The 22,328-nt window shown below is 40.0% G+C and carries 22 protein-coding genes; 6 read left to right on the top strand and 16 right to left on the bottom strand.

Going from position 1 to position 22,328, the window contains the following annotated elements:
- Positions 1-36 precede the first annotated feature (36 nt).
- From H625_RS0103180 to H625_RS0103140, 9 genes are all read right to left on the bottom strand, one after another.
- Positions 37-1,260: a metal-dependent hydrolase family protein gene (locus tag H625_RS0103180; RefSeq protein WP_026858620.1), complete on the bottom strand. Its 1,224-nt coding sequence runs from the start codon at positions 1,258-1,260 to the stop codon at positions 37-39.
- Between the two features lie 18 nt (positions 1,261-1,278).
- Positions 1,279-2,430, bottom strand: coding sequence for a hypothetical protein (locus tag H625_RS0103175; RefSeq protein WP_026858619.1), 1,152 nt, complete (start codon positions 2,428-2,430; stop codon positions 1,279-1,281).
- Positions 2,431-2,523: 93 nt separating this feature from the next.
- Complete coding sequence (locus tag H625_RS0103170) at positions 2,524-3,717, bottom strand: DUF4129 domain-containing protein (RefSeq protein WP_026858618.1); 1,194 nt, start codon at positions 3,715-3,717, stop codon at positions 2,524-2,526.
- A complete protein-coding gene (locus H625_RS0103165; RefSeq protein ID WP_026858617.1) occupies positions 3,714-4,922 on the bottom strand; it encodes a DUF58 domain-containing protein in 1,209 nt (402 codons plus the stop codon). The genes H625_RS0103170 and H625_RS0103165 overlap by 4 nt, the downstream gene beginning before the upstream one ends.
- A complete protein-coding gene (locus tag H625_RS0103160; protein WP_026858616.1) occupies positions 4,912-5,868 on the bottom strand; it encodes an AAA family ATPase in 957 nt (318 codons plus the stop codon). The genes H625_RS0103165 and H625_RS0103160 overlap by 11 nt, the downstream gene beginning before the upstream one ends.
- 108 nt (positions 5,869-5,976) lie before the next feature.
- Positions 5,977-6,807, bottom strand: a complete 831-nt coding sequence (locus tag H625_RS0103155; protein ID WP_026858615.1) for a MetQ/NlpA family ABC transporter substrate-binding protein — start codon at positions 6,805-6,807, stop codon at positions 5,977-5,979.
- A complete protein-coding gene (locus tag H625_RS0103150) occupies positions 6,808-7,635 on the bottom strand; it encodes a MetQ/NlpA family ABC transporter substrate-binding protein (RefSeq protein WP_026858614.1) in 828 nt (275 codons plus the stop codon).
- A gap of 15 nt (positions 7,636-7,650) precedes the next feature.
- Positions 7,651-8,337: a methionine ABC transporter permease gene (locus H625_RS0103145; RefSeq protein WP_026858613.1), complete on the bottom strand. Its 687-nt coding sequence runs from the start codon at positions 8,335-8,337 to the stop codon at positions 7,651-7,653.
- The gene (locus tag H625_RS0103140) at positions 8,330-9,067 is read right to left on the bottom strand and encodes a methionine ABC transporter ATP-binding protein (RefSeq protein WP_026858612.1); all 738 of its coding nucleotides are present in this window, start codon (positions 9,065-9,067) and stop codon (positions 8,330-8,332) included. The genes H625_RS0103145 and H625_RS0103140 overlap by 8 nt, the downstream gene beginning before the upstream one ends.
- A gap of 138 nt (positions 9,068-9,205) precedes the next feature.
- On the opposite strand from H625_RS0103140, the gene H625_RS0103135 reads away from it, so the two are divergent.
- Positions 9,206-9,583 carry a VOC family protein gene (locus tag H625_RS0103135; RefSeq protein WP_026858611.1) on the top strand — a complete coding sequence of 126 codons (378 nt, stop codon included), beginning with the start codon at positions 9,206-9,208 and terminating at the stop codon, positions 9,581-9,583.
- Positions 9,584-9,640: 57 nt separating this feature from the next.
- On the opposite strand, the gene H625_RS13555 is transcribed toward H625_RS0103135, so the two are convergent.
- Complete coding sequence (locus H625_RS13555) at positions 9,641-9,790, bottom strand: hypothetical protein (RefSeq protein WP_156897178.1); 150 nt, start codon at positions 9,788-9,790, stop codon at positions 9,641-9,643.
- A 334-nt stretch (positions 9,791-10,124) separates the two neighbouring features.
- Positions 10,125-10,916 carry a class I SAM-dependent methyltransferase gene (locus H625_RS0103125; protein ID WP_026858610.1) on the bottom strand — a complete coding sequence of 264 codons (792 nt, stop codon included), beginning with the start codon at positions 10,914-10,916 and terminating at the stop codon, positions 10,125-10,127.
- 119 nt (positions 10,917-11,035) lie between these two features.
- On the opposite strand from H625_RS0103125, the gene H625_RS13710 reads away from it, so the two are divergent.
- Together H625_RS13710 and H625_RS0103115 are read left to right on the top strand one after the other, a co-directional pair.
- Entirely contained in the window at positions 11,036-11,212 is a 177-nt protein-coding gene (locus tag H625_RS13710; protein ID WP_169516108.1) for a hypothetical protein, read from the top strand.
- Between the two features lie 72 nt (positions 11,213-11,284).
- Positions 11,285-12,766, top strand: coding sequence for a DHA2 family efflux MFS transporter permease subunit (locus H625_RS0103115; RefSeq protein WP_026858609.1), 1,482 nt, complete (start codon positions 11,285-11,287; stop codon positions 12,764-12,766).
- Between the two features lie 128 nt (positions 12,767-12,894).
- Here H625_RS0103115 and pepT read toward each other — a convergent pair whose 3' ends face one another.
- The 3 genes from pepT to H625_RS0103100 are packed head-to-tail and all read right to left on the bottom strand — an operon-like array spanning position 12,895 to position 15,713.
- Positions 12,895-14,115 carry a peptidase T gene (gene pepT, locus H625_RS0103110; RefSeq protein ID WP_026858608.1) on the bottom strand — a complete coding sequence of 407 codons (1,221 nt, stop codon included), beginning with the start codon at positions 14,113-14,115 and terminating at the stop codon, positions 12,895-12,897.
- A gap of 18 nt (positions 14,116-14,133) precedes the next feature.
- On the bottom strand, positions 14,134-14,640 hold the full coding sequence (locus H625_RS0103105; protein ID WP_051238949.1) for a GNAT family N-acetyltransferase: 507 nt from the start codon (positions 14,638-14,640) through the stop codon (positions 14,134-14,136).
- Between the two features lie 14 nt (positions 14,641-14,654).
- Entirely contained in the window at positions 14,655-15,713 is a 1,059-nt protein-coding gene (locus H625_RS0103100; RefSeq protein WP_026858606.1) for a D-alanine--D-alanine ligase family protein, read from the bottom strand.
- 160 nt (positions 15,714-15,873) lie between these two features.
- Here H625_RS0103100 and H625_RS0103095 point away from each other — a divergent pair, with 160 nt between their 5' ends.
- The 3 genes from H625_RS0103095 (at position 15,874) to H625_RS0103085 (ending at position 19,989) form a co-directional block, all read left to right on the top strand.
- Positions 15,874-17,592: an ABC transporter ATP-binding protein gene (locus tag H625_RS0103095; protein WP_026858605.1), complete on the top strand. Its 1,719-nt coding sequence runs from the start codon at positions 15,874-15,876 to the stop codon at positions 17,590-17,592.
- 320 nt (positions 17,593-17,912) lie between these two features.
- A complete protein-coding gene (locus H625_RS0103090; protein WP_026858604.1) occupies positions 17,913-18,779 on the top strand; it encodes a prephenate dehydratase in 867 nt (288 codons plus the stop codon).
- Complete coding sequence (locus H625_RS0103085) at positions 18,757-19,989, top strand: dicarboxylate/amino acid:cation symporter (protein ID WP_026858603.1); 1,233 nt, start codon at positions 18,757-18,759, stop codon at positions 19,987-19,989. The genes H625_RS0103090 and H625_RS0103085 overlap by 23 nt, the downstream gene beginning before the upstream one ends.
- A gap of 88 nt (positions 19,990-20,077) precedes the next feature.
- Here H625_RS0103085 and H625_RS0103080 read toward each other — a convergent pair whose 3' ends face one another.
- Positions 20,078-20,761, bottom strand: coding sequence for a DUF421 domain-containing protein (locus tag H625_RS0103080; RefSeq protein WP_084135703.1), 684 nt, complete (start codon positions 20,759-20,761; stop codon positions 20,078-20,080).
- Between the two features lie 116 nt (positions 20,762-20,877).
- Positions 20,878-22,293: a purine-cytosine permease family protein gene (locus H625_RS0103075; RefSeq protein ID WP_026858601.1), complete on the bottom strand. Its 1,416-nt coding sequence runs from the start codon at positions 22,291-22,293 to the stop codon at positions 20,878-20,880.
- Between the last annotated feature and the right edge of the window lie 35 nt (positions 22,294-22,328).

Genomic DNA, 22,328 nt, shown 5'->3' with positions numbered 1-22,328 from the left:
TGAAAAAAGCCGTCACAGCGGACGGCTTACTTTTTATTATATGCTTTTCAGTATTTTCCCTTCTTTCGCCACAACTTTAATTTCATCGTTATTTTTTAGAATCCCAATATCTTCAAGCGGGTTATTTTCAGTTAGAATAAAGTCTGCAATGTAACCTTCTTTAACAAGACCAAGATCTTCAATCTCCATACATTCAGCAGCATTTTTAGTTGAAATAACGATTGCGTCCATCGGTGTAGCTCCCGACTCCACCATAAGTTCAAGTTCACGCAGGTTCGTGCCGTGTTTAAATACTCCGGCATCTGTACCCATCGCAATATTTACACCCGCATCATATGCTTTCTTAAAGCTCGCTCTGTGGTCATCCATAACTTCTTTTGATTTCTGCAGTCCTACTGCGGAAATTCCGAGTTCATCAGCAAATTCTATTACTGACACCGGCGCCAGCAGTGTTGGCACTAAATAAGTTCCTTTTACTTTCATCTGCTCAATTACTTCATCATCTAAATATATGCCGTGTTCAATCGAATGAATTCCTGCTTCAACACAATTTTTAATACCTTCAAGCCCCTGCGCGTGGGCCATAACTTTAACACCATTTCTAAACTGCGCTTCTTCGACGATTACTTTTAATTCATCCAGCGAGTACTGTGTAAATTTAGGATGATCTGTCGGGCTTGAAACTCCGCCCGTTGCCATAACTTTAATCACATCTGCTCCGGCACGCAGTAATTCACGTGTTTTTTTGCGGACTTCTTCAACACCATCAGCAATACCATCCGGCATTCCTTCATACGGTCTCACAATGCCGAGATCCACACCTGAATAATTGTAGCCGTCACCGTGACCTCCCGTGATCGATAATGCATTGATAGAAACCTGCATTCGTGGTCCGACGATTAAACCGTCATTGATTGCCTGTTTGAATCCAAGCGAGCTTCCAAGTGCATCTCTCACTGTTGTTATACCTGCATTGATCGTTCTTTCTGCATATTGAGCCGCTTCATAAAAATGATATGAAAATGGAGTCGCAACACGTTCTGTGAGCGGTTTAAATTCTGTCGATAAATGCACATGCGTATCGATCATGCCCGGCAGCATGTATTTACCCTGTCCGTCAATAACCTCTGCACTATTTGTTTCAACAGCAGTGCCAATATGTGTGAACTTGCCATCCTCAATAACGACCGTGACATTTTCTTTAACGTCAGCACCGCTACCGTCAATTAAATTGATATTTTCTACGATTAATTTACTCATTATATAATAGCCCCTTTTTTATAACATTCCCATAACAAATGATGCAACTACTACAGATGCGACTGTTACGGTAACAAATCCGCCAATCAGCATCGGTGTCACAATCTCATTAAATACACGTGTTTCGTCTACCTGATTATCAGTAGTACTGCGTGATACTTCTTCGCAAATAATATAGTCCCCCGGGAATCCAACGAGTGCTGTAAGCGCAATCGGCATTCCTTTAAACGGATGCCAGCCGACTGCTTTCGACGCGATAAACCCGCCAATCGCCAGGCCTCCGACACCGCAGACTAATATTAAGAGCACTGCAGGTATATTATTAATAACGTCCTGAGGCGTAATTCCGCCCATCGTGCCGATGATGACAAATATTAGCGCCACCATCATAAAACTGAATGAATTTGATTTTTCCAAGACACCTTGCGGAAACAGTCTTCCATTCAGCATTAAAATACCAAACAGCAGACAGAATAACGTAAAGTGAAGACCTGTCCATTCGCTTAATACTGTAGCGGCTGCTGCCAGAACAAACACTGTAAATAATAAGATAATATTATTTTTCAAAAGATTAAACCTTACCGGTACTTCTTCTTCTTTTTGCGCAGCAATTTCATCTTCTGTCACCTTAGTCGTACTGACATAGTGGCCTGCATAGCGTTTTAAGAAGAACGCGATTAACGGCATGCCGATTGGTGTCTGGAATGCTGCGATTAAAACCGGAACGACTATCATTGCTGTCAGTCCGATTTCTGTCAGTTTCTCAGTCGTAATTAATAATGCTACAACTCCGCCCGATATCGGACCGACGCCGCTCGCTGCAGTTTCAAAATCAAAAACCATAGGGACGATTAACAGCACTAAAGACAGCGCACCAATTAATCCGCTCAGTGATATTACAACTGCACGCCATTGTTTTTTCAATATACTTAGAGGCATCAAAGTTCCCATATGTATAATCAGCGGCCCGATTAATAATGCACCCAGTGCCGGCAGTGTAGATAATTCTAAAATATTCTCAGGGAATACCCCTGTCCATGTTAATAATAGAAAACCGATCATTGCTGTCATCAGCATAGGAATACGCGCTCTCGAATAAATCGAGATCACTTCACCAAGTGCCAGTAAAGCAAACAGCATGACGGTTGCAACTAATGGTTCTTCAATCATATTTCTTCCCCCTTTTAAGGTATTGTTCGAATTATACGACAATTCAAACAATAAATAAATATGATTACGTTTCCATAGCAGGAATTTTCTGAATTAATTGTTTTTAATGACGAGTTTCTTCTTAAAATCCTTAATCATTTCTTTAAATTCACCGAATTCCTCTGACGTTAATTCTTTGCTGTCATAACGGTATTTTTTATAACGTTCCAGCATACCTTCATCTATTTCTTCAGTGAGTCCGACTCTCGTTACCCACTCATCGATTGTTTCCCCGTGATAACGTCCAAGATCTCTTTTAGCGAGCCATTTCTCAAAAGCATAATACTGTTTTCTTACTTTACTGTCGGGTGCTCTGCCCTTTTCTTTATAATTTTCAAGACTGCCGTCTGTCACAAACGTTTTGTATGCCGCAGCTTCAGAACTTTCTTTTTTTGGACTGCTTCGTTTCTTAAAGTACATTATAAGGAAGATTGTAATAACGACAGCAAGCAGTATTAATAAAATCGTCATTACGGGCACATTACCGAGCGCAGCGGTCCCCTCAAATGACTCCTCTACAGCATCGCCGTCTTCATTCACTTCCATCTGCTCCTGTTCCATCTCGGGGAATTTAAACTCTACCGTTTCTAAATATGAGAAGAATGGTCTCAGCAGCATAATAAACCCGTTTAATAGAAAGATAAATATTGTATGAATAGCAAATACAGCGTACTTATACAAACCTGTAAACAATGCAGCTGCACCGATTAATAAGAGTGACGACATTATAAATATTTGTATCCTTGAACTGAACCGGTAGCCGCTTCCTGTCATCAGCATAATAATTCTTCCTAAAAAGTAGAACACAAACATGCCGATAGCAGTTAAATGAATGAGCAGCTGATGTGCTTGTAAAACCGGTGTATTAATCAGATTAATTATAATAAGAAGCACGAGCATGATTATCAGCATCTTATCGTTATAATGATTGTTAATATTATCGTGCAGCTGTTCGAGCGTCCATACTGCAAAACCCGTTACTAAAAAAGCTGTCAGCCAGTAGGATCCAAAAATCATTAACAGCAAAATTCCGAACGGTACGAGAAAGTACACATAGGATAACTGCCATCTCCCCGCAATAATATGACTCAGCACCAGCAGTACTAAAAGAACCGCAGCGAGCGGCAGGACATGACTCTCATGTGCTGCGGTATTATGAATATTAATCAGGATTCCGATAAAAACCGGAACGAACATTTCCACTATGAAATAAAATACAAAATGCGAATAGTACTTTACTCTGTTCATAGAGTCACCGCCTTAGCTGCAGCCGCTTTTTTCCCGTAGCGTTCGAGTCCATTTTCATTCAGCTGGTATACAGTGATGCCCCGATGTAAAAAATACGCAAGCTCTCTGTCAATCAGAGCATCCGTCTCTCCTGTAAAAATAATATGCGACGGTACTTTTTCATACAGTCTGACATGATTTAAAAACCGTTCAAACGCTATCGTAAAAGTAACTGTTTTAATTTTTGCCAGTGCCTCCAGCACAGGCCTGTAACTCTTAATCCCATTTAACTCATCAATTCTGAAATAACTGCCTTCATCGAAAGTCTTCATATTCGCAATCAGACTGTACGTAATATCTTCCTTTGCTATTTCCCCTGTTAAAAAACTAAGTTTTTCAAATATCGTTTCAATATTTTTAGGCGGAGCAAAAACAGATTCAGAACGCAGATTAACAAGAATCAGCCACTCGGTATAAGTTGTCTTCTCGTAAATTTTCGACTGCAGACTGCCGGTTTTTGCTGACTGTTTCCAATTGATATCCCTGAAGGAATCCATATCCATATACTCTCTGTTGCCGAGTGTTAAAAGCGGATCGTTATACAGCGATTCATTATTTTTAAACAGTCCCTGCGCTATTTTGAATTTAATCGGTTCATTATGGACAGCAAACTTATCAGGGTAAATCATAATCTCATGTTTTGCCGGACCGACTTGTTTTAAATCCATATGCCCGAAACCGAATATACGCGGAATCTTTATACGGCTCTCAACGATATAACTCACTCCGCGCCTGGCTGCGGTATACGGTACTTCAATAACAGTTTCTTTTTTCGGCAGTACTGTAAATACTGCCTTAGTTTCGGTCTGCTGGCGTATCTTTAAGGCCTGGTCCTTAGTAAATTTAATATCATTACCGGCAGTGATTGTCATTTCCGCACCTAACACCGGCATTATTCCACTTTGTGCGATGCGGATTTTTACCACTCCGGACTCGCCTTTATAATGCCTGACCTCATCGTTAATAATATCGATCTTCATATTTTTCATAACATTTTTTTCGTAAATTCTGTTCAGCACCATACCGGATAATATAATCCCGAGTATAAATACGATGTAGTGATTCAATGTTGCAGCATAAAATATATCAAAAATAATCAGTACAGCAGCCACAACTGCAAAAAGTGCCGCAGCAGGCGCTTCGCTGTAGTCGTATTTATACCTCATCACGACTCACTCCAAATTCCACCGGCACAGGCACATCATTTAAAATATCCTGAATCAGCCCCTCACCCGTAGTGAGTGTCATCCCTTCTATATTAAGCACTATCCGGTGAGACAGCACATAAGGTGCAGCATATTTAATATCTTCAGGTGTGACGTAGTCACGATTATTAATCAGTGCAACCCCCATCCCGGCACGCATTAAACCAAGTGTTCCCCTGGGTGAGACACCGAGAGCCGTATGTTTATGCTCACGCGTCTCCTGCACTATATCAATTATGTATTCTTTCACTGCATCGTTAATACGTATTTCAGCTGCTTGTTTGCGAAGATTCATAATTTCTTCCCTCGTAAACACCGGATTGACAGTAACAGAATTTTTACCTCTTTGCATATCCAGCATCATCAGTTCTTCATTCCGTTCGGGATAGCTCAGTGTAATCTTCATCAGAAAACGGTCCATCTGGGCTTCCGGCAAGTCAAATGTACCCTGTCTCGATTCAATTGGATTCTGCGTTGCCAGCACGATAAATAAATCATCGAGTTCAACCCGCTCCCCGTCAATCGTTACCTGACGCTCTTCCATCACTTCAAGCAGTGCCGACTGCGTTCTCGGCGTTGCTCTGTTTATTTCATCAGCCAGCAGAACATTTGTATTCACCGGTCCCATCCTTAAATCAAAACTCTGTGTTTTCGGATTATACATATTCATTCCCGTAATATCCGTCGGCAATACATCCGGCGTAAACTGAATACGGGAAAACTTCCCGTCAACTGTCCCGGCGACAGCTTTAGACAATACCGTTTTCCCGGTTCCCGGCACACTGTCGAATAATATATGCCCTTCCTGAATCAAACTGATGAATACCAGTTCAATCACTTTATCCTGCCCGATAATTACTTTTCCTATTTCTTCTTTAAACTGTTTAAGCTTTTCTGTGACTGACATGCAATAATCCCCCTTGAAATGTATGCGTTTTCTTAATTATAACAATATTTGAACAAAATAAAAAAGCACCGAGTAAGGGAGGTCAAACTCGGTGCTTTCATTAAAAATTTATTCTGCAGGCTGACCAGGTTCAAACGCCGGTGTAAACATCTCGTGTTCAGATTCCTCCATTAAGAGGTCGTAAACTTCTTGAGATGCCAGCGCACGTTTTGCCGCCTGCATTTTTTTACTATCTGCTTTGCCTTCACGCGTTACCAGCTGGAAGGCAAATCTTTTTTCGTCTTCATCCTCAAGTAGAATTGCATCTTTCGGATAAAGTCCGATATTCGCAATTAAGTTGGGGTGTTCAAATACCAGTTCTACACCATCTTCGTATGCTGCTGTTAAGTTAAACAGGTCGACTGGTGTAAATTGAAGATCTTTAGGATTTTCAACAATATCCGATACTGCTGCATCGATTCCTGTATCCTCAGCCAGAGTAATGATTCCTGCACTGTCTAAAATCAGCAGTGCACGAGCTTCGTTCGGCGGATCACTTAGAATTGCGACCTCTGCACCATTTTCTATCTCTTCGATAGAATCGTAAACTGGTGAGTAAAAGCCGACATTGGAAATGTAAGCCGGCTGAATTGCAACCAGATCAGCACCCGCTTCTTCATTAAAACCTTCCATATACAGTTCGTGCTGGCTCAGACTGCCGTCGACTTCATCATTAAATGTTGCTTCATTATATTGAATATTGTCGTTTACTGGCAGCAGCTCCATCGTATACGGTTCTTCAATTACTTCAGCCGCTACTTCAACCATAGATGTCAGCGGTTCAGATTGAGAAGCGATAACGATATGTGTATCTTCTTCTGATGATGCACTTTCTTCATCATTTCCGCACGCTGCAAGGAAGAGTGTCAGTATAAGGAATAATGGAAATAGTTTCTTCATTTATTCCTCACCTGGTTCAAATGCAGGCTCAAGATGTGCTTTTCCTGCAAGTTCATCAAGGAAATCGTAAACCTCCTGTGATGTGAATGCTTTGTTTAACGCTTTGATTTTATCTGAATCTGCATTGCCTTCTCGTGCAACAACGCGTAGTGCGAATGTATTTTCATCATCGTCTTCAAGCAGCACTGCATCTTCAGGAGTTAAGCCGATAGGCTCAATGTAAGTTGGATAGTTAAAGACTAACGGAATGCCGTCTTCATAAGATGCGCTTAAGTTAAGCAGATCAACATGTGTAAATTTAAGGTCTTTAGGGTTTTCTTCAATATCATCGACAGATGCTTCGAAAGTAACGTCGTCAGCCAATGTAATAATTCCTGCTTCATCGAGTATCATCAATGCACGTGCTTCGTTTGTTGGATCGCTCGGAATTGCAACTTCTGCCCCGTCTTCCAGCTCATCGATTGAATCGTATACCGGTGAATAGAAACCGACAATTGCATTATAAATCTCTTCCATTGCAACTAAATCCGCATCACTTTCTTCGTTGAACTGTTCCATAAACGGTTCATGCTGTGCGAAACTTGCATCAGCTTCATCGTTAAATACTGCTTCATTGTACTGAATGTTATCTGCAACTTCTACCAGCTTAACCGTGTAGGGCTCATCGATATTTTCTGCGACAATTTCAACAACATCCGTCATTGGTGTCGTCTGTGCGACAACTGTAATCTCATTATCTTCTTCAACAGTTTCTTCCCCATTGCCGCATGCTGCCAACATTAAAACAAAAGCACTTAAAACACTCACTAACCAATACTTTCTGTTCATCATACTAATCCCCTTTTATCTTTTATCTATTTTTCTTGCCAGCCATAAACCGAACCACTGCGCAATCTGCACAAAGATAATAATAATAACAATCGCAGTGTACATAATGTCTGTTTCATAGCGCTGATAACCGTAACGGATTGCAAAGTCACCAATACCCCCGCCTCCGACAACACCCATTATTGTTGAGTAGGAAATAAAACTTACAAACGCAGTGGAGAAGCCGATGATTAGAGAGCTTCTTGCCTCTACAAATAAGAATCGGTAAACCAGCTGCGGTATTGACGCTCCAAGCGCCTGTGCTGTTTCAACAACACCTTTTGGCACATCGAGAAGAGACTGCTGCACAAATCTTGCATACAGTGCAATCGCGATGACCATCAGAGGAAATGATGCAGCAACAGGGTCTCCGGTGGCCCGGCCGTAAACTTCCCGTATCAGCGGCTGCATCGCAATAACGAGCAGCAGAAATGGAAATGACCGCACGATATTTACGACAACGTTCGCCGTATGGTAAATAAATTTGTTATGTAACGGTTTATCTTTATCTGTTAAGTAAAGCAGTGTTCCGAGCGGCAGTCCGAGTACTATTGCTGCAACCATTGCGAAACCCATCATAATTCCTGTTTCATTCAAACTGGTTAATAAGTTCGGCCAGTATTCTGCAACACGCTCAAAATAAATTGATATTATCTCACTCATTTTTCAGCACCTCTACTATACGGTCATAATATGAGGCGTCCGACAATGCATGAGCTGACGGTTTTATATCGATTGTATCGATTATTCTGCCCTCTTCCAGTACCAGTGTCCGGTCGCATAATTGCTTAATCACATTCAATTCATGGGTCACGACGACAATCGTCATTCCGTATACTTCGTGTGCACGTTTCAGCACGCTGACAATCTCGTCCGTTGTTTTTTCATCCAGCGCACTGGTTGGCTCATCGCACAGCAGGATTTTCGGATTCGTAATTAAAGCGCGGGCAATGCCGACACGCTGTTTCTGACCGCCTGACAGCTGTCCCGGATAGTTATCTTTCTTATCGCTCAAACCGACGAATGCCAAGACTTCATCGATATTTAAAGAAGATTCAAAATTATGCAGTTTTAACGGCAGCATTATATTTTCCACCACTGTCTTATTATTCAGCAAATTGAACTGCTGAAAAATCATGCCTATTTTTTTGCGGTATTTTCTTAACTGTTTCGCTGACAGGCTGCTGACATTTTCGCCATCTACTATTACTGTTCCATCGTCCGGTGTTTCTAAAGCATTAATCATGCGGAGAAGCGTCGACTTGCCCGATCCGCTCTCACCGATAATACCGAATTTTTCACTTTCTTTTATGTGAACAGATATATTATCCAAAGCACTGAAAGGTCCACTTTGGCCCTGGTACTGTTTAACAACACCATTTAACGCAATCATTTAATGCCTCCTTTGCAAATTTCATCTGCAGCAAACTGTTATAATAAAATATAGATATGTAACAGTTTTTAAACTGTATCAGTCTGTTCTCATAAAATTGTAAACAATACTATATCAGTTGTAAAGGGGGAAAATAAAATGAGAGCAGCAATGCCCTTCCTAACGTTTGAGGGACGTGCCTTTGAAGCACTTGAATACTATAAAGAGGTGTTCCATCACTTCGATATTATCCAGCTTGTGAACTATACAGATTCAAATAAAGTACAGCAGGCAATTATACGCATCGGTGAAATGCATCTGATGATTCGCGATTCAGAAGTACCTTCTGAATTCACATTTACGCCAAGTATGTCTATCTATATTGAATGTGAAAATTTAAATGAAATTGAACTGCTGTACAGAAAGCTGAAGAAAAATGGAGCCATTCATATTCCGCTGGATGACTATAACGTGAGTAAACGCTATGCATGGATTCAGGATCAGTTCGGTGTATCGTGGCAATTAAATTTAATTTAAACACAAAAAAGCCATTCCTCTCTCTTCAGGAATGGCAACATTTATATTTAACTGGTATTACAGAGATAAAGCGCTGATTAATTTATTTAAAAATGGACGCTTAACTTTTTCGTTACTTTTCTTCTCTATTAAAATTGAATTATTATACGCAATTTCTTTATATTCCTGCATACGAACTTCTGCTGTAAGTTTATCAGATATAATCATTTTCAGTCCTCCTTTTTGAAATTTTATATTAGAGTATTTCTCTGTACCTCTTTTATGTATCTTAATAATACTATATACACCAAGGTATTTCAAAGATTATGTGATGATTTTATCAAAGTAAATCTATTACCAATTTTTAGTTAATTCACTTATAAAAATAAATTAATGTAGTAAAATTTTATATATTTTTAAACCTTATATACATTATTCATTCTTGCGCATAATAACCCGTATTGTTATCGTTTTCATTAATTAATTATGTATTGAAACGTTTTCATTTTTTGAGCAGAAAAATAAAAAAGAGCGAAATAATCGCCCTTTTTTAACCTAAATATTACTTATGTTTATTTCTTAATATTGCTACATTCAATACGTGAGGGACTTTATGTTTTTTCTCGTCGTCCATGGAATTCAGCAGTTCTGCAATTTTTCCCATTGTCTTGTCCATCTGTTTCTTTTTAAAGCTGACAAGCCATGATGAAGTACCCAATCTGCCGAGCCATTCCTGATCTGTAAACTTAACTTTGTATTCATGTTTGAAGAACTCTTCAAGATCTAATTTTTCATGACGCCAGTCGCTGAACCATTCAACAGGGAAACCATTAATCTTTTGAATTGAATCATCTTTGGATCCGGCTGGTTTTAATTCTTCGTGTTTGGAATTTTTCTTAACAATTTTCATTGAGTCTTTCATCATCTTGCTGGAAACTTTAAATCCGATATCCGCGACGATTAAAATGCCATCCGGTTTAAGAATACGTCTCGCTTCTTTAGCTGCTTTCTCGCTGTCAAACCAATGCCAGGATCTCATTACGATAACAATATCATACGTATCATCTGCGAGGCCTGTTTTTTCCGCAGTACCTTTAGTAAAACTGATTCTGTCATCATTGCCGACATATTTCTTGCCAATTTCAATAAACTCTTCTGATGGTTCAACTGCATCGACAATTGCACCGTAGTCGCTCAATGCTTTACTGACGAACCCCGGACCGGCTCCGATGTCTGCAACTTTGCTTCCTGATACGTCGACATTTCTCTTAGCCAGTTCTTCAAAAAATACACTTGGAATATCATTTCTGTGTTTAAAATACTCCTCGGCATAATTATGAAAATTTGTCTTCATAATAAGTTTCCCTCCACTAATACTGATTACCTTATATTATCAAGGTATTTTACTCACATGTCTACCTTAAGGTTTGATAAGATTTAAAGATACAGTTATTTTCGAAAAGGAGGAGAATTATGACCCGAGTTTTAGGCTCTATCGTTATTATGGCACTTTGCTTTGTAGGAATTCACTGGGTTATTGAAACTTTCTTACCATCAATACCAGACACATATGCCTTGCCGATTTCAGTCTTATTAGGAGTTACAATCGGTTTCTTTATTTATATTCAGATTGATAACCGCATAGGTTAAATCTTTTTAATGAAATTTTATTTAATATGGGGTATGATAGTTAAATTGATTTTATGGTAAAGGGGAAAATAAATGTCTGAAATATCTCAGAAAAAACCGGATTACAAATTAATAATTATTTTATTATCCGGTGCTTTCATCTCGTTCTTATCGAACACTTTTTTAAATGTCGCTCTTCCCGCAATCAAAAATGATTTTGGAATTTCCACTTCAGCTGTTCAATGGGTTTCCACATCCTATATGCTGGTTTCCGGTATTATCATACCAACCACAGCATATTTGATGCAGAAATTCAGCGCCAGAACTTTATTCCTAACAGCCATGTCGCTGTTTCTTCTCGGTACTATCGTTGCCGGAATCTCACCGACTTTTATCGTTCTGATTTTAGGCCGTATGATTCAGGCATCAGGTTCTGCAATGCTGATGCCGCTTTTAATGAATATTATGATCAGCAGCTTCCCGCCTGATAAACGCGGGACCGCGATGGGACTGTTCAGTTTAGTGATGTTCTTCGCACCTGCAATCGGACCGACTGTATCCGGTGTTGTCGTTGAAAACTATTCATGGCATATGCTTTTCTATATGATGATTCCTATTCTGATTATCGTTCTCGCTGTCGGATTTTGGAAACTTCCTGAAATACAGCAGAAACGGGAAGCACATATTGATATAACTTCCATTATCCTGTCCACTATCGGATTCGGCGGAGTACTTTACGGTTTAAGTTCTGCAGGAGAGAATGGACTGGCAAGCTCAAACGTGTTAATTCCGCTGCTCTTGGGTATTGCGGCTATTACGCTTTATGTCATGAGACAGTTCAAACTGGAACATCCGATGCTCGACTTCAGAGTATATAAATACCGGATGTACACAATTGCTTCACTGATTATCGGTGCCGCAAATATGGCATTATTTGCGGGAATGATTTTAATTCCTATTTTCATGCAGGACATTCAGGGGCTGAGCCCGCTGGATACAGGTCTTTTAATGCTTCCCGGGGCATTGATTATGGGACTGATGAGTCCTGTATCAGGTAAGCTGTTTGATATGTACGGACCGAAAGTAATGGCAATTACCGGACTGACTATGGCAGTTGTCACAACATTCTTCCTGAGCCGTCTCGAAATAGATACATCATTCTCGTATCTGTTAACAATTTATATGATTCGCGCTCTTGGTATGACGATGGTCAATACACCTGTAATGACTAACGGTATGAACTCACTGCCGGCTCACTTGACGCCGCATGGTTCATCACTGAACAGTATGCTGAATCAGGTCAGCGGCTCGATCGGAATTGCACTCCTGATTACAGTAATGCAGACATATACAAATATTACTGTAAACAAAATGGATAATCCTACAGAAGCAATGATTAACCAGGCAACACTGGAAGGTATTAACTTATCATTCCTCGTTGGCACAAGCTTCTTATTCTTAGCGCTTATCGCTTCGTTCTTTTTGAAACAGTCTAATGCCACAGATACAATCGGTAAGTCGCTTGCTAAAGCACGTCCGATAAATGACGAAAAGAAAAAAATCAGCAGAGATTAATCTCTGCCGATTTTTTATCACTAATAGTAATATCTTTTGATATAAAAAATGCCTTTGCTTTCCTGGGGCATCAGCTTGAACCTGTAGTTTCAAGCTGATGCTATTCCCCTAGGAGTCAAAGGCATTTTTTATTTTGCGTTTAATTCAATGATTTTAACAATTGTCTTTGCCGATTTTTCCATATCCTCTATCGAAGCGAATTCAAATTTTCCATGAAAGTTTTCTCCGCCTGTAAAGATATTCGGTGCCGGCAGTCCTTTATAAGACAGCTGCGACCCGTCTGTTCCTCCGCGAACTGGTTGAATTACCGGTTCAATTTCCAATGATTTCATTGCTTCTTCAGCAAGATTTACAATGGTCATATCTTTTTCTATAATTTCTTTCATATTATAATACTGGTCGGCCATATCCAGTTCTATTGCTGCTTCCGGATATTTATCCCGGAAGTCAGTAATTTTCTGTTCTACAGCTTCTTTACGTTCTTTAAATGATGCTGTATCAAAGTCACGGATAATCATATTGAATTCTGCTGTTTCCACGTCACCTGTGAAATTTGATATATGATTGAACCCTTCATAGCCTGCTGTCTTCTCAGGTGTGTCGTCCGCGTCAAAACCGGTAATAATATCAGCTGCAATACGGACAGCATTCACCATTTTATTTTTCGCTGTGCCGGGATGGACACTGTTTCCTGTCACTTTCACTGTTGCGCCTGCAGCATTAAAGCTTTCATACTGCAGTTCACCTAAAGGACCGCCGTCGACTGTGTAGGCGAAGTCAGCATCGAATTTTTCAACGTCGAAGTCATGCGGGCCCCGACCGATTTCTTCATCTGGTGTAAATCCTACTTTTACTGTACCGTGTTTTATTTCTGGATGATTAATTAAATATTCTACAGCTGTTACTATTTCTGCGACACCTGCTTTATTATCTGCACCAAGCAATGTGGTACCGTCAGTCGTCATCAGTGTGTGGCCCTTGTAATTATTTAAATTCGGGAACTGTTCCGGTGACAGTACAATATCCAGTGCGTCGTTAAGCGTAATGCTGCCGCCTTCGTATTTTACGAGCTGCGGCTTAACATTTGTTCCTGTAAAATCAGTTGCAGTATCAACGTGAGCTAAAAATCCAATTGTCTTTTTACCTTCAGTATTTGCAGGCAGAGCTGCGAACAGATAACCTTTATCGTCTAAGTTAACATCACTCATGCCGATTGCATTCAGTTCCGTCTCCAGTTCTTTTAAGAGATTCCACTGTTTGTCCGTCGACGGCACTGTTTCACTCGATGCGTCCGACTGTGTATCGATTTTTGCATATCTTGATAAACGTTCAATTAATTCTTCTTTCATTAGTTTCATCCCCTATGTTTATATCTTAGTAATATCATCATAACCGTAAAATGATTCCTGTATAGATACTCCGTCGATGGTAATCGTTTCTTCTCCGAGATAATAACCGCCCATATGTTTATAAAAATTCACCGTCGGATTTTCCGACAGCACGGCAATAACCATTTTTTTATAACCGCGTTCCGCTAAATTTCTTACAGCATTTTCAAACAGGGCACGTCCTACGCCTTTGCCATGAACATGTTCGTAAGAATATATCGCATACAGTTCTCCGTCGAATTCCGGATATGTATCCTTATCTCTGTTTTCTCCGCCGATAGCGAAGCCGACAATTTCTCCGTCGAGCTCGGCAACATAGAGCGGCTGGTTTACCGCTGCCTGCTTCCAAATTTCCTCTCTCTTTTTTACATCCAGACTGTCGAGATAACTTTTAGGCACAATGCCGGGATACGTAGTATTCCAGCTTTCAACCTGAACTTGTGCGATACCCCGTGCGTCTCTTGGTGCTGCTAAACGGATCATCATAAATATGTCCCCTTTTAAAAAATATCTGTTTTCAATCTTTCAGAACGTTCATATCTTTCAAGGCTTAATTCAATCAGTCGGTCGAGTGTTTCATTGTAAGGAATACCTGAAGCTTCGAGTAATTTAGGATACATGCTGATGCTTGTAAAGCCGGGCAGTGTATTGACTTCATTAACGATAATTTTACCGTCAGGCGTTAAAAATACATCTACTCTCGCCATTCCTTCACAATCGAGCACTTTAAACGTATCATGTGCAATCTGCTGTATTTTTTTCGTCGTCTCTTCTTCCAGTTTCGCCGGAATATTTAAAAGTGCGCCGCTTTCATCCAGATATTTTGAACTGTATGAATAAAAGTCGGTCTGCGAGACAATTTCCCCCGGCACTGAGACGAACAGCTCTTCGTTACCGAGAACGGATACTTCAATCTCACGGCCTTCTATGCCGCTTTCAATCATCACTTTCGTATCGAATGAAAATGCTGAATCCAGTGCTTCATAAAATGTTGCTTCATCTGAAACTTTCGATACGCCTACAGATGAGCCCTGATTGACCGGTTTGATAAACATCGGCACGCCCAGTTTCTCTTTGGCATCCTCATATGTTTGTCCATCTTTTTCATAGTAGCTGAGCACGATTGAAGGTGCGACGCCTATTCCTTTAAGCTCAAGGAGCCGCTTCGTCATGTCCTTATCCATGCATACCGCTGAACTGCGGACATTGCATCCTGCATAAGGAATTTCAGCCAGTTCAAGCAGTCCCTGTATACTGCCGTCTTCTCCTGCAGTACCATGCAGGATCGGCAATACCGCATCAATGTCAATAATTTCACCGTCAGCCATCAGACCGTTTGACGGCATCACTGATATTTTTTTGCTGTTTGCATTATCAAGCGTTGTTATTCCTTCATTATTGTTTGCGAGGAGCCATTCGCCCGCTTTAGTAATATTAATCAGTTTGATATTATATTTTTCTTTATTAAGCGCTTCAAATACGCTTTTTGCAGAACGTATTGATACTTCATGTTCTGTCGATTTACCGCCGTATATAATACCAACGTTTATTCTGTTCATATATGAGTTCCTCAAATCTGTTTATTATGTACCCTTGATTTTACACCAATTCAGACAATAAGTTAATTTTTTATAAACAACATACCGGGTAATCTCAACCTTTAAAAAATTTAATAGTGGTATAATCTAAATGCTTATATTATACAAAAAAGGATGGGGCATGGTGAAGAAATTTTTATCTTATTACGCACCTTATAAATTCTTATTTACTGTCGATTTTCTGTCTGCTGTTATCGTTGGTCTCCTGGAACTCGCGTTCCCTGTAATTGTCAGCTTGTTCATAGATGAACTGCTGCCGACCAACAACTGGAAATGGATATTAATCGCTGCTATGGGACTGGTGTTTATTTATCTGTTTAATACATTTATGCAGTTTATCGTAACATACTGGGGGCATATGCTCGGTACAAACATCGAACGGGATATCCGGAACGATCTGTACGGACATATACAAAAGTTATCATTCAGATTTTTTGATAACACGAAAACAGGAAAACTGTTAACGCGTCTGACGAATGATCTGATGAACATCGGTGAAATGGCCCACCACGGTCCCGAGGATTTATTTATTGCGATTATGACACTGCTCGGTGCATTCGGAATTATGTATTACATACATCCTGAACTCGCGATCATTTCATTTATTATCGTGCCGTTAATTTTAGTTATCGCAATTTACTTCAACAAAAAAATGACTGTCGCTTTCCGGGAATTGTTTGGCCGTGTATCCGAGTTCAATCATTTAATCGGAGATAAAATCGGCGGCATCCGTTTAGTTCAGGCTTTTGCGAATGAAGATCAGGAACTTGAAGAGTTTAAAAAAATCAACGACCGTTTCAGGGCAACAAAATTAAAAGCGTATAAGATTATGTCTTTTAATACGTCCAGCACTTATATGCTGATGCGCTTAGTCACGGTGTTTATTCTTATAGCCGGTGCGTATTATGTAATGCAGGGGGAACTGACATACGGTGAGTTCGCTGCCTTTATTTTAATTTCAAACGTACTGTTTAAACCGCTTGAAAAAATTAACGCCGTGATTGAACTGTATCCCAATGGTATTGCAGGATTTAAACATTTTCTCGATACGATGGCGGTACAGCAGGATGTTAAAGAAAAAGAAAATGCACATGCATTAACAAATGTAAAAGGTAATATCCAATACAATAATGTGACTTTCAAATATGAAGAGAAAAATGTACTGACTGATATTTCCTTTAATATTACACCAGGTGAAACGATTGCTTTCGTCGGCCCTTCAGGTGCCGGAAAAACGACGTTATGCTCACTCCTTCCCCGCTTTTATGATGTCTCGGAGGGCAGCATTTCTATCGATGGAACTGATATCAGAGATTTAACATTATCTTCACTTCGTGAAAATATCGGGACTGTGCAGCAGGACGTATTTTTATTTGCCGGTACATTAAAAGAAAACGTTGCTTACGGCAAGCCTGAAGCAACAGACGAAGAAGTTTACGATGCACTTGAAAAAGCGCAGCTGAAAGATCTTGTTGACAGTTACAGGGACGGTCTTGAAACAATTGTCGGAGAACGCGGCGTGAAACTGTCGGGAGGACAAAAGCAGCGTATTGCAATTGCACGTATGTTCTTAAAAAATCCGCCGATATTAGTGCTCGACGAAGCAACGAGTGCACTTGATACGGCAACTGAAATGTATATTCAAGATGCTTTGAACCGTCTGGCTGAAGGACGGACAACACTTGTTATCGCCCACCGGCTGGCAACGATTAAAAATGCAGACCGCATTATGGTGGTCACAACCGACGGTATCGCCGAAAGCGGCACGCATGACGAACTGCTGTCACTTGATAACGGAGTATACAAAGGACTTCATCAAGCACAGTTCAGCCAAATATAAATTGACAAAATAATTCTTAATTGTTAGACTAATTAACATTATTAAAACTTTAATTGACGAGAGTGATTTTTATGTTGTCCAAGACAAAAACATCACAATTAAATAAATTGTTTTTCAGCTATTTTAGATAGCGTCTGTATTCCATCGTGGATATAGGCGGGACCTAAATCTATGATGGCTGAATTAATGATGCAGAAACCAGCCATTAGCAAAATCTAATTGGCTGGTATTTTTTATATGTACTTTCACCAGGCCGGTTGGATTTCTGTACACAGAATTCAAGAGGCTTTTTTATCTACTAAAAATAAGGAGTGTTTCAAATGAAAATTGGTTATCAGGGAGTAGAAGGCAGTTACAGCACGCTCGCATGCGCATCTTACGCCGGCGATGAAGAATATACAACTGAGGGTTATATGACGTTTAAACTGCTGGTTGAAGCACTGCTTAATGACGAAGTGGACTACATTGCACTGCCGGTTGAAAACTCGACAAGCGGGCCGATTACGAGAACAATTGATCTGATGAAATATTTAGATGTTAAAGCCGTTAAAGAAGTGTATGTAAAGATTGACCACGCACTCATTTCCAAAAATCCGATTCCACTCGATAAAGTCACAGAAGTTTACTCGCATCCGGAAGCACTTGAACAATGCTACACGTATTTAAGCCGGTACCCGAATATTGAAGTTAAAGAATTCAGCGATACTGCCGGCGCCGTACATATGGTGAAAGAATCAGAAGACGAAACGATTGCGAGCATCGCGGGCAGCCATGCGGCAGAAATGTACGGCATGCATATTATCCGTGAGAACATCAGCGATAACCCGCTCAATACGACACGCTTCTTAATCTTCACGAAAGAACTGAGCAAGAAAGTTCTGCATGAAAAAACATCGCTGTATATAGAATCCGATCACAGCACCGGTTCATTAAGTGATATTCTGGATATCTTTAAAACATATAACATCAACCTGCTCTATTTAATGAGCCGTCCGATTCAAAACAAACCCTTCGCTTACGGGTTCTTTATCGACATAGAAAACGATACGGATATGCAGAATTTCGATGCGGCACTTGCAGTGCTGACAAAGGAAACATCATATATAAATATATTAGGCAGCTATGCTAAAGGGCAAATCCCGGAATATGAAGGAGTGATTCAGAATGAAAAACATACTGACAGGTAAGAAACATTTATTTACAAGAATTGCGATTGGTTTTGCTCTTGGTATTCTGCTTGGTATATTTCTCCCCGATTTTTCTATTCAGATAAAATTTATTGGTGATATTTACCTTAATATAATTCAGGCAATGATTATTCCTATTATATTCGTCGCAGTATCCACCGGTATTATTAATATCGGAAGCGGTAAGGATCTTGGACGCATAGGCGTTAAAAGTGTATCAGTATTTATATTGATGTTTATTGCAACCGCCGGTATCGGGTTATTAATTTCATATCTCGTCAGACCCGGGAACCATATTAATATCGATTCTGCAGGATATGACGGAGAGATTACTTCCCCGTCGGTAGAAGATTTCTTTATGAATATTATTCCTGACAACTTGTTTATGGCACTGACTGAAGGAGATATACTCGCAACAATTATTTTTACTGTTATTTTTTCCATAGCTATTGTTGCAGTTGGTAAAGAAGCAGAACCTGTTAAAAACTTCATTAACAGCCTGTCAACAGTCATATTTAAAGTATTGAATTACATTATGGAATTGACACCGATTGGAATCATTTCCTTAATGGCATTCGCCATTGCAGAGTATGGTGCAGGTATATTCTCAGCTCTCGGTCTTTATATCGTTACCGCGTATGCCGCATGTATTATAGCATTTATCATAGTAATGCTGATTCCAGTTTGGATTTATACGGGAATGACTCCCGTTCAATTCTTAAAAGGCATTTATAAAGTCTGGCTTGTGTCACTGGCAACGACAAGCTCTGCCGTTACTATGCCGACAACTATCAGAGTCACGAAAAATGATTTTAAAGTCAGCGAATCAATTACCAACTTCGTCGTTCCGCTCGGTACCACAATAAATATGGCAGGCGGGGCTATTTCATTTAGTCTGCTCGCTGTGTTCGTATCAGACTTTTACAATATCCCGCTCAGCGTGGGACAAATTATTTATCTCGTAATTATTGCAACAGTAATTAATATGGCAGCACCCGGTATTCCCGGCGGCGGTATAGTGCTAGGCGCTTCATTCCTTACACTGCTTGGTCTCCCAATTGAACTTATGGGCCCAATCGCTGCAATCTACCGTATACTTGATATGGCGTATACAACAATGAATATCACAGGTGATGCAACGGCTGCAATATTAATTGATGAATCAGAAAAACGCCGTAATAAGAAAAGTACTTTCTCTGCGGAATCATAATTTTTTGGGACAATTCTTTACTTGGGCAATGAACCAAATATTCTCATACAAAAAACATCCGGAATTATATTTCCCGGATGGTTTCCTTTTATTTCTGATGTTTTTGTATAAAGAATCCGTTCTGTTCATCCCATTCTGCAAAAAATATGTCTTCAAGTTCGACTCCTCTTTCTTCTTTCAGCTTCTCACGGAGCCATGTTTCATCCTTGCCGATTTCTTTAAGTCTCTGATCTTCCAACTTGCCTGCATCAACAAGCAAATAGGATATTACATTTTCCGAATAGTCCGTCTTCAATTCATTACGGCTAGGCGGTTCTTCACCTGCATACTGCATCACCGATAAACCACCGCTTTCTTCAAATATTGCATACTTAACTTTGCTTAAAGAAAATACACCGTTTAATCTGAGCAGCATGCGTACTTCGTCAACATCCATGTTATTTTTCTCCATCACTTCTGCATTCAGCTGTCCGTCATTAATCAAAATTACAGGATCACCTTGTGCAAGACTTTTAAATCTGCGGCTTTTCAATGCAAATTTTTCCAGTACGAATATAAGTAATGCCCAGAAAAATATAGAGAACAGCATTTCATAAACAGGAACGGTCGCGTCGTAAAGCGATTCTTCTATAATTCCTCCAAGTATTAATGCGTAAACAAAATCAAGAGGGGTAATTTGAGCCAGTTCTTTTTTGCCCATTAGCCTTAAAACAATCAGTACACCGATTAACCCCAACGTTAATTTCAGCGCGTACATCATCATATCTTCCATTGTCTTCTCTCACCTCTATAAGTATTTTCATATACTTACAGAAATAACCCTCCCCATTTAATCAAAACAAAAGGACTGAGACAAAATTGTCCCAGCCCTTTCATCAAACGTTTAAATTATTTTGCTTTCACAAGAATGTCTCTTTCGTCAACATCCTTGATTTCTTCAGCTTTACTGTTCAGGTAGTACTTACCTTTAGTCATATAAGCAATAACGATTGTGAGTACTGCTGCCAGTGCTGCTGCAAAGAATGCCGCAGTACTTTGTAAAAATGTTCCCATAAAGCCAAGTGCTGCAACTGTTCCGAGCAGACTTGAAATAATCAGTGACCAGACACCGACCGGGTTCCATTTGTATAAGTACGCCTGGCGTTCTTCATAATATCCCGGCCCGATTTTCATAATCCGTTTTACTACAAGGAAATCAGCAACTAAAATCGCTGCCCATGACATCAGGAATACTCCCTGGAATGTCAAAGCATTATCTAAATGATCTGTAATACCGCCGAGCATTAATATCATTGCTGCGATACCTGCAACTACAACCCAGAATCTGCGTCCCGGTTTAAAACGGAATACGTTCTCAAAGAAGTTCGATAACGATAAAGAACTGCTGTAAATGTTAGTTACGTTAATACGAACCTGCGTCAGCATTGTAAATAATGCACCGCCGATACCGAGTAAGTGAACGATATAAACACCAGGATTCGGTTCGTTTAAACGCACACCAAACCATATACCTAGTCCACCCATGACACCGTATGCAAATATTTGCGGAATAAATCCAATCGCAAATGATCCAACTTTAATGTGTCCCGGCTTTAAGAATCGAGCATAGTCTGATGCAATTAGAGCAGTCAGCCCAATAATACCGTGCTGCATACCGATACAAAGTAACAGTGCTGTCCCGCCGACCTGCATACCTTCAGGCATGTAAGTCCAGAATGCGCCGTCGTATTGTGATGGGGTCATAAATGCCACAGCGATTGCTGCAATTAAAAATATGAAGAAAATTGGTAATGACCATTTTTGTAATTTATCCAGCTGTTTAATTCCAAACCAGTTAAGTGGAATAACAAGTGTTCCAAATACGACTATAAGGAGCCATACAGGAATAGCAGGGAAGAATTCATGTACTGCATATACGAGGATCATACCTTCAAGGGCACAATACATAATAAAGTTAGAAGCATATATTAAAGACGTCAGTGACGCACCTATGTAACCGAAGCCTCCGCCCCGCGACATCAGATTAACATTCATTCCCGACCTTGCTGATAAGTAAACGATAACTGTTCCCAGCACTCCTGCAACGATAATTGCATAAGCTGCTGATATAAGCGCATTAATCGCACCGAATTGGAGTGCCATTACACTCCCGATTTGAAAGTAGAAAATTGCTGTGGCAATGCCAAATGTAATATTTGTAATGCTGAGCCAGCCCATTTTGCGTTCATTATATGGAACTTTTGATAATGAGTGATCGCTTTCGCTTGATTCAATCAGTTGACCTTCCGCGTCTACAGAACTCATAAATATCCTCTCCAATCTTATGAAATTTTATATTA

The sequence above is a fragment of the Jeotgalicoccus psychrophilus DSM 19085 genome, assembly GCF_000425845.1.
Taxonomy (GTDB): domain Bacteria; phylum Bacillota; class Bacilli; order Staphylococcales; family Salinicoccaceae; genus Jeotgalicoccus; species Jeotgalicoccus psychrophilus.
This window is presented reverse-complemented; position numbering and strand designations above follow the sequence as displayed.

What these genes read in the sequence shown, in the direction of transcription:
- H625_RS0103180 (WP_026858620.1), bottom strand. Translation starts at nt 1,260, where the DNA reads ATGAGTAAATTAATCGTAGAAAATATCAATTTAATTGACGGTAGCGGT.
- H625_RS0103175 (WP_026858619.1), bottom strand. Translation starts at nt 2,430, where the DNA reads ATGATTGAAGAACCATTAGTTGCAACCGTCATGCTGTTTGCTTTACTG.
- H625_RS0103170 (WP_026858618.1), bottom strand. Translation starts at nt 3,717, where the DNA reads ATGAACAGAGTAAAGTACTATTCGCATTTTGTATTTTATTTCATAGTG.
- H625_RS0103165 (WP_026858617.1), bottom strand. Translation starts at nt 4,922, where the DNA reads ATGAGGTATAAATACGACTACAGCGAAGCGCCTGCTGCGGCACTTTTT.
- H625_RS0103160 (WP_026858616.1), bottom strand. Translation starts at nt 5,868, where the DNA reads ATGTCAGTCACAGAAAAGCTTAAACAGTTTAAAGAAGAAATAGGAAAA.
- H625_RS0103155 (WP_026858615.1), bottom strand. Translation starts at nt 6,807, where the DNA reads ATGAAGAAACTATTTCCATTATTCCTTATACTGACACTCTTCCTTGCA.
- H625_RS0103150 (WP_026858614.1), bottom strand. Translation starts at nt 7,635, where the DNA reads ATGAACAGAAAGTATTGGTTAGTGAGTGTTTTAAGTGCTTTTGTTTTA.
- H625_RS0103145 (WP_026858613.1), bottom strand. Translation starts at nt 8,337, where the DNA reads ATGAGTGAGATAATATCAATTTATTTTGAGCGTGTTGCAGAATACTGG.
- H625_RS0103140 (WP_026858612.1), bottom strand. Translation starts at nt 9,067, where the DNA reads ATGATTGCGTTAAATGGTGTTGTTAAACAGTACCAGGGCCAAAGTGGA.
- H625_RS0103135 (WP_026858611.1), top strand. Translation starts at nt 9,206, where the DNA reads ATGAGAGCAGCAATGCCCTTCCTAACGTTTGAGGGACGTGCCTTTGAA.
- H625_RS13555 (WP_156897178.1), bottom strand. Translation starts at nt 9,790, where the DNA reads ATGATTATATCTGATAAACTTACAGCAGAAGTTCGTATGCAGGAATAT.
- H625_RS0103125 (WP_026858610.1), bottom strand. Translation starts at nt 10,916, where the DNA reads ATGAAGACAAATTTTCATAATTATGCCGAGGAGTATTTTAAACACAGA.
- H625_RS13710 (WP_169516108.1), top strand. Translation starts at nt 11,036, where the DNA reads ATGACCCGAGTTTTAGGCTCTATCGTTATTATGGCACTTTGCTTTGTA.
- H625_RS0103115 (WP_026858609.1), top strand. Translation starts at nt 11,285, where the DNA reads ATGTCTGAAATATCTCAGAAAAAACCGGATTACAAATTAATAATTATT.
- pepT (WP_026858608.1), bottom strand. Translation starts at nt 14,115, where the DNA reads ATGAAAGAAGAATTAATTGAACGTTTATCAAGATATGCAAAAATCGAT.
- H625_RS0103105 (WP_051238949.1), bottom strand. Translation starts at nt 14,640, where the DNA reads ATGATGATCCGTTTAGCAGCACCAAGAGACGCACGGGGTATCGCACAA.
- H625_RS0103100 (WP_026858606.1), bottom strand. Translation starts at nt 15,713, where the DNA reads ATGAACAGAATAAACGTTGGTATTATATACGGCGGTAAATCGACAGAA.
- H625_RS0103095 (WP_026858605.1), top strand. Translation starts at nt 15,874, where the DNA reads ATGGTGAAGAAATTTTTATCTTATTACGCACCTTATAAATTCTTATTT.
- H625_RS0103090 (WP_026858604.1), top strand. Translation starts at nt 17,913, where the DNA reads ATGAAAATTGGTTATCAGGGAGTAGAAGGCAGTTACAGCACGCTCGCA.
- H625_RS0103085 (WP_026858603.1), top strand. Translation starts at nt 18,757, where the DNA reads ATGAAAAACATACTGACAGGTAAGAAACATTTATTTACAAGAATTGCG.
- H625_RS0103080 (WP_084135703.1), bottom strand. Translation starts at nt 20,761, where the DNA reads ATGGAAGATATGATGATGTACGCGCTGAAATTAACGTTGGGGTTAATC.
- H625_RS0103075 (WP_026858601.1), bottom strand. Translation starts at nt 22,293, where the DNA reads ATGAGTTCTGTAGACGCGGAAGGTCAACTGATTGAATCAAGCGAAAGC.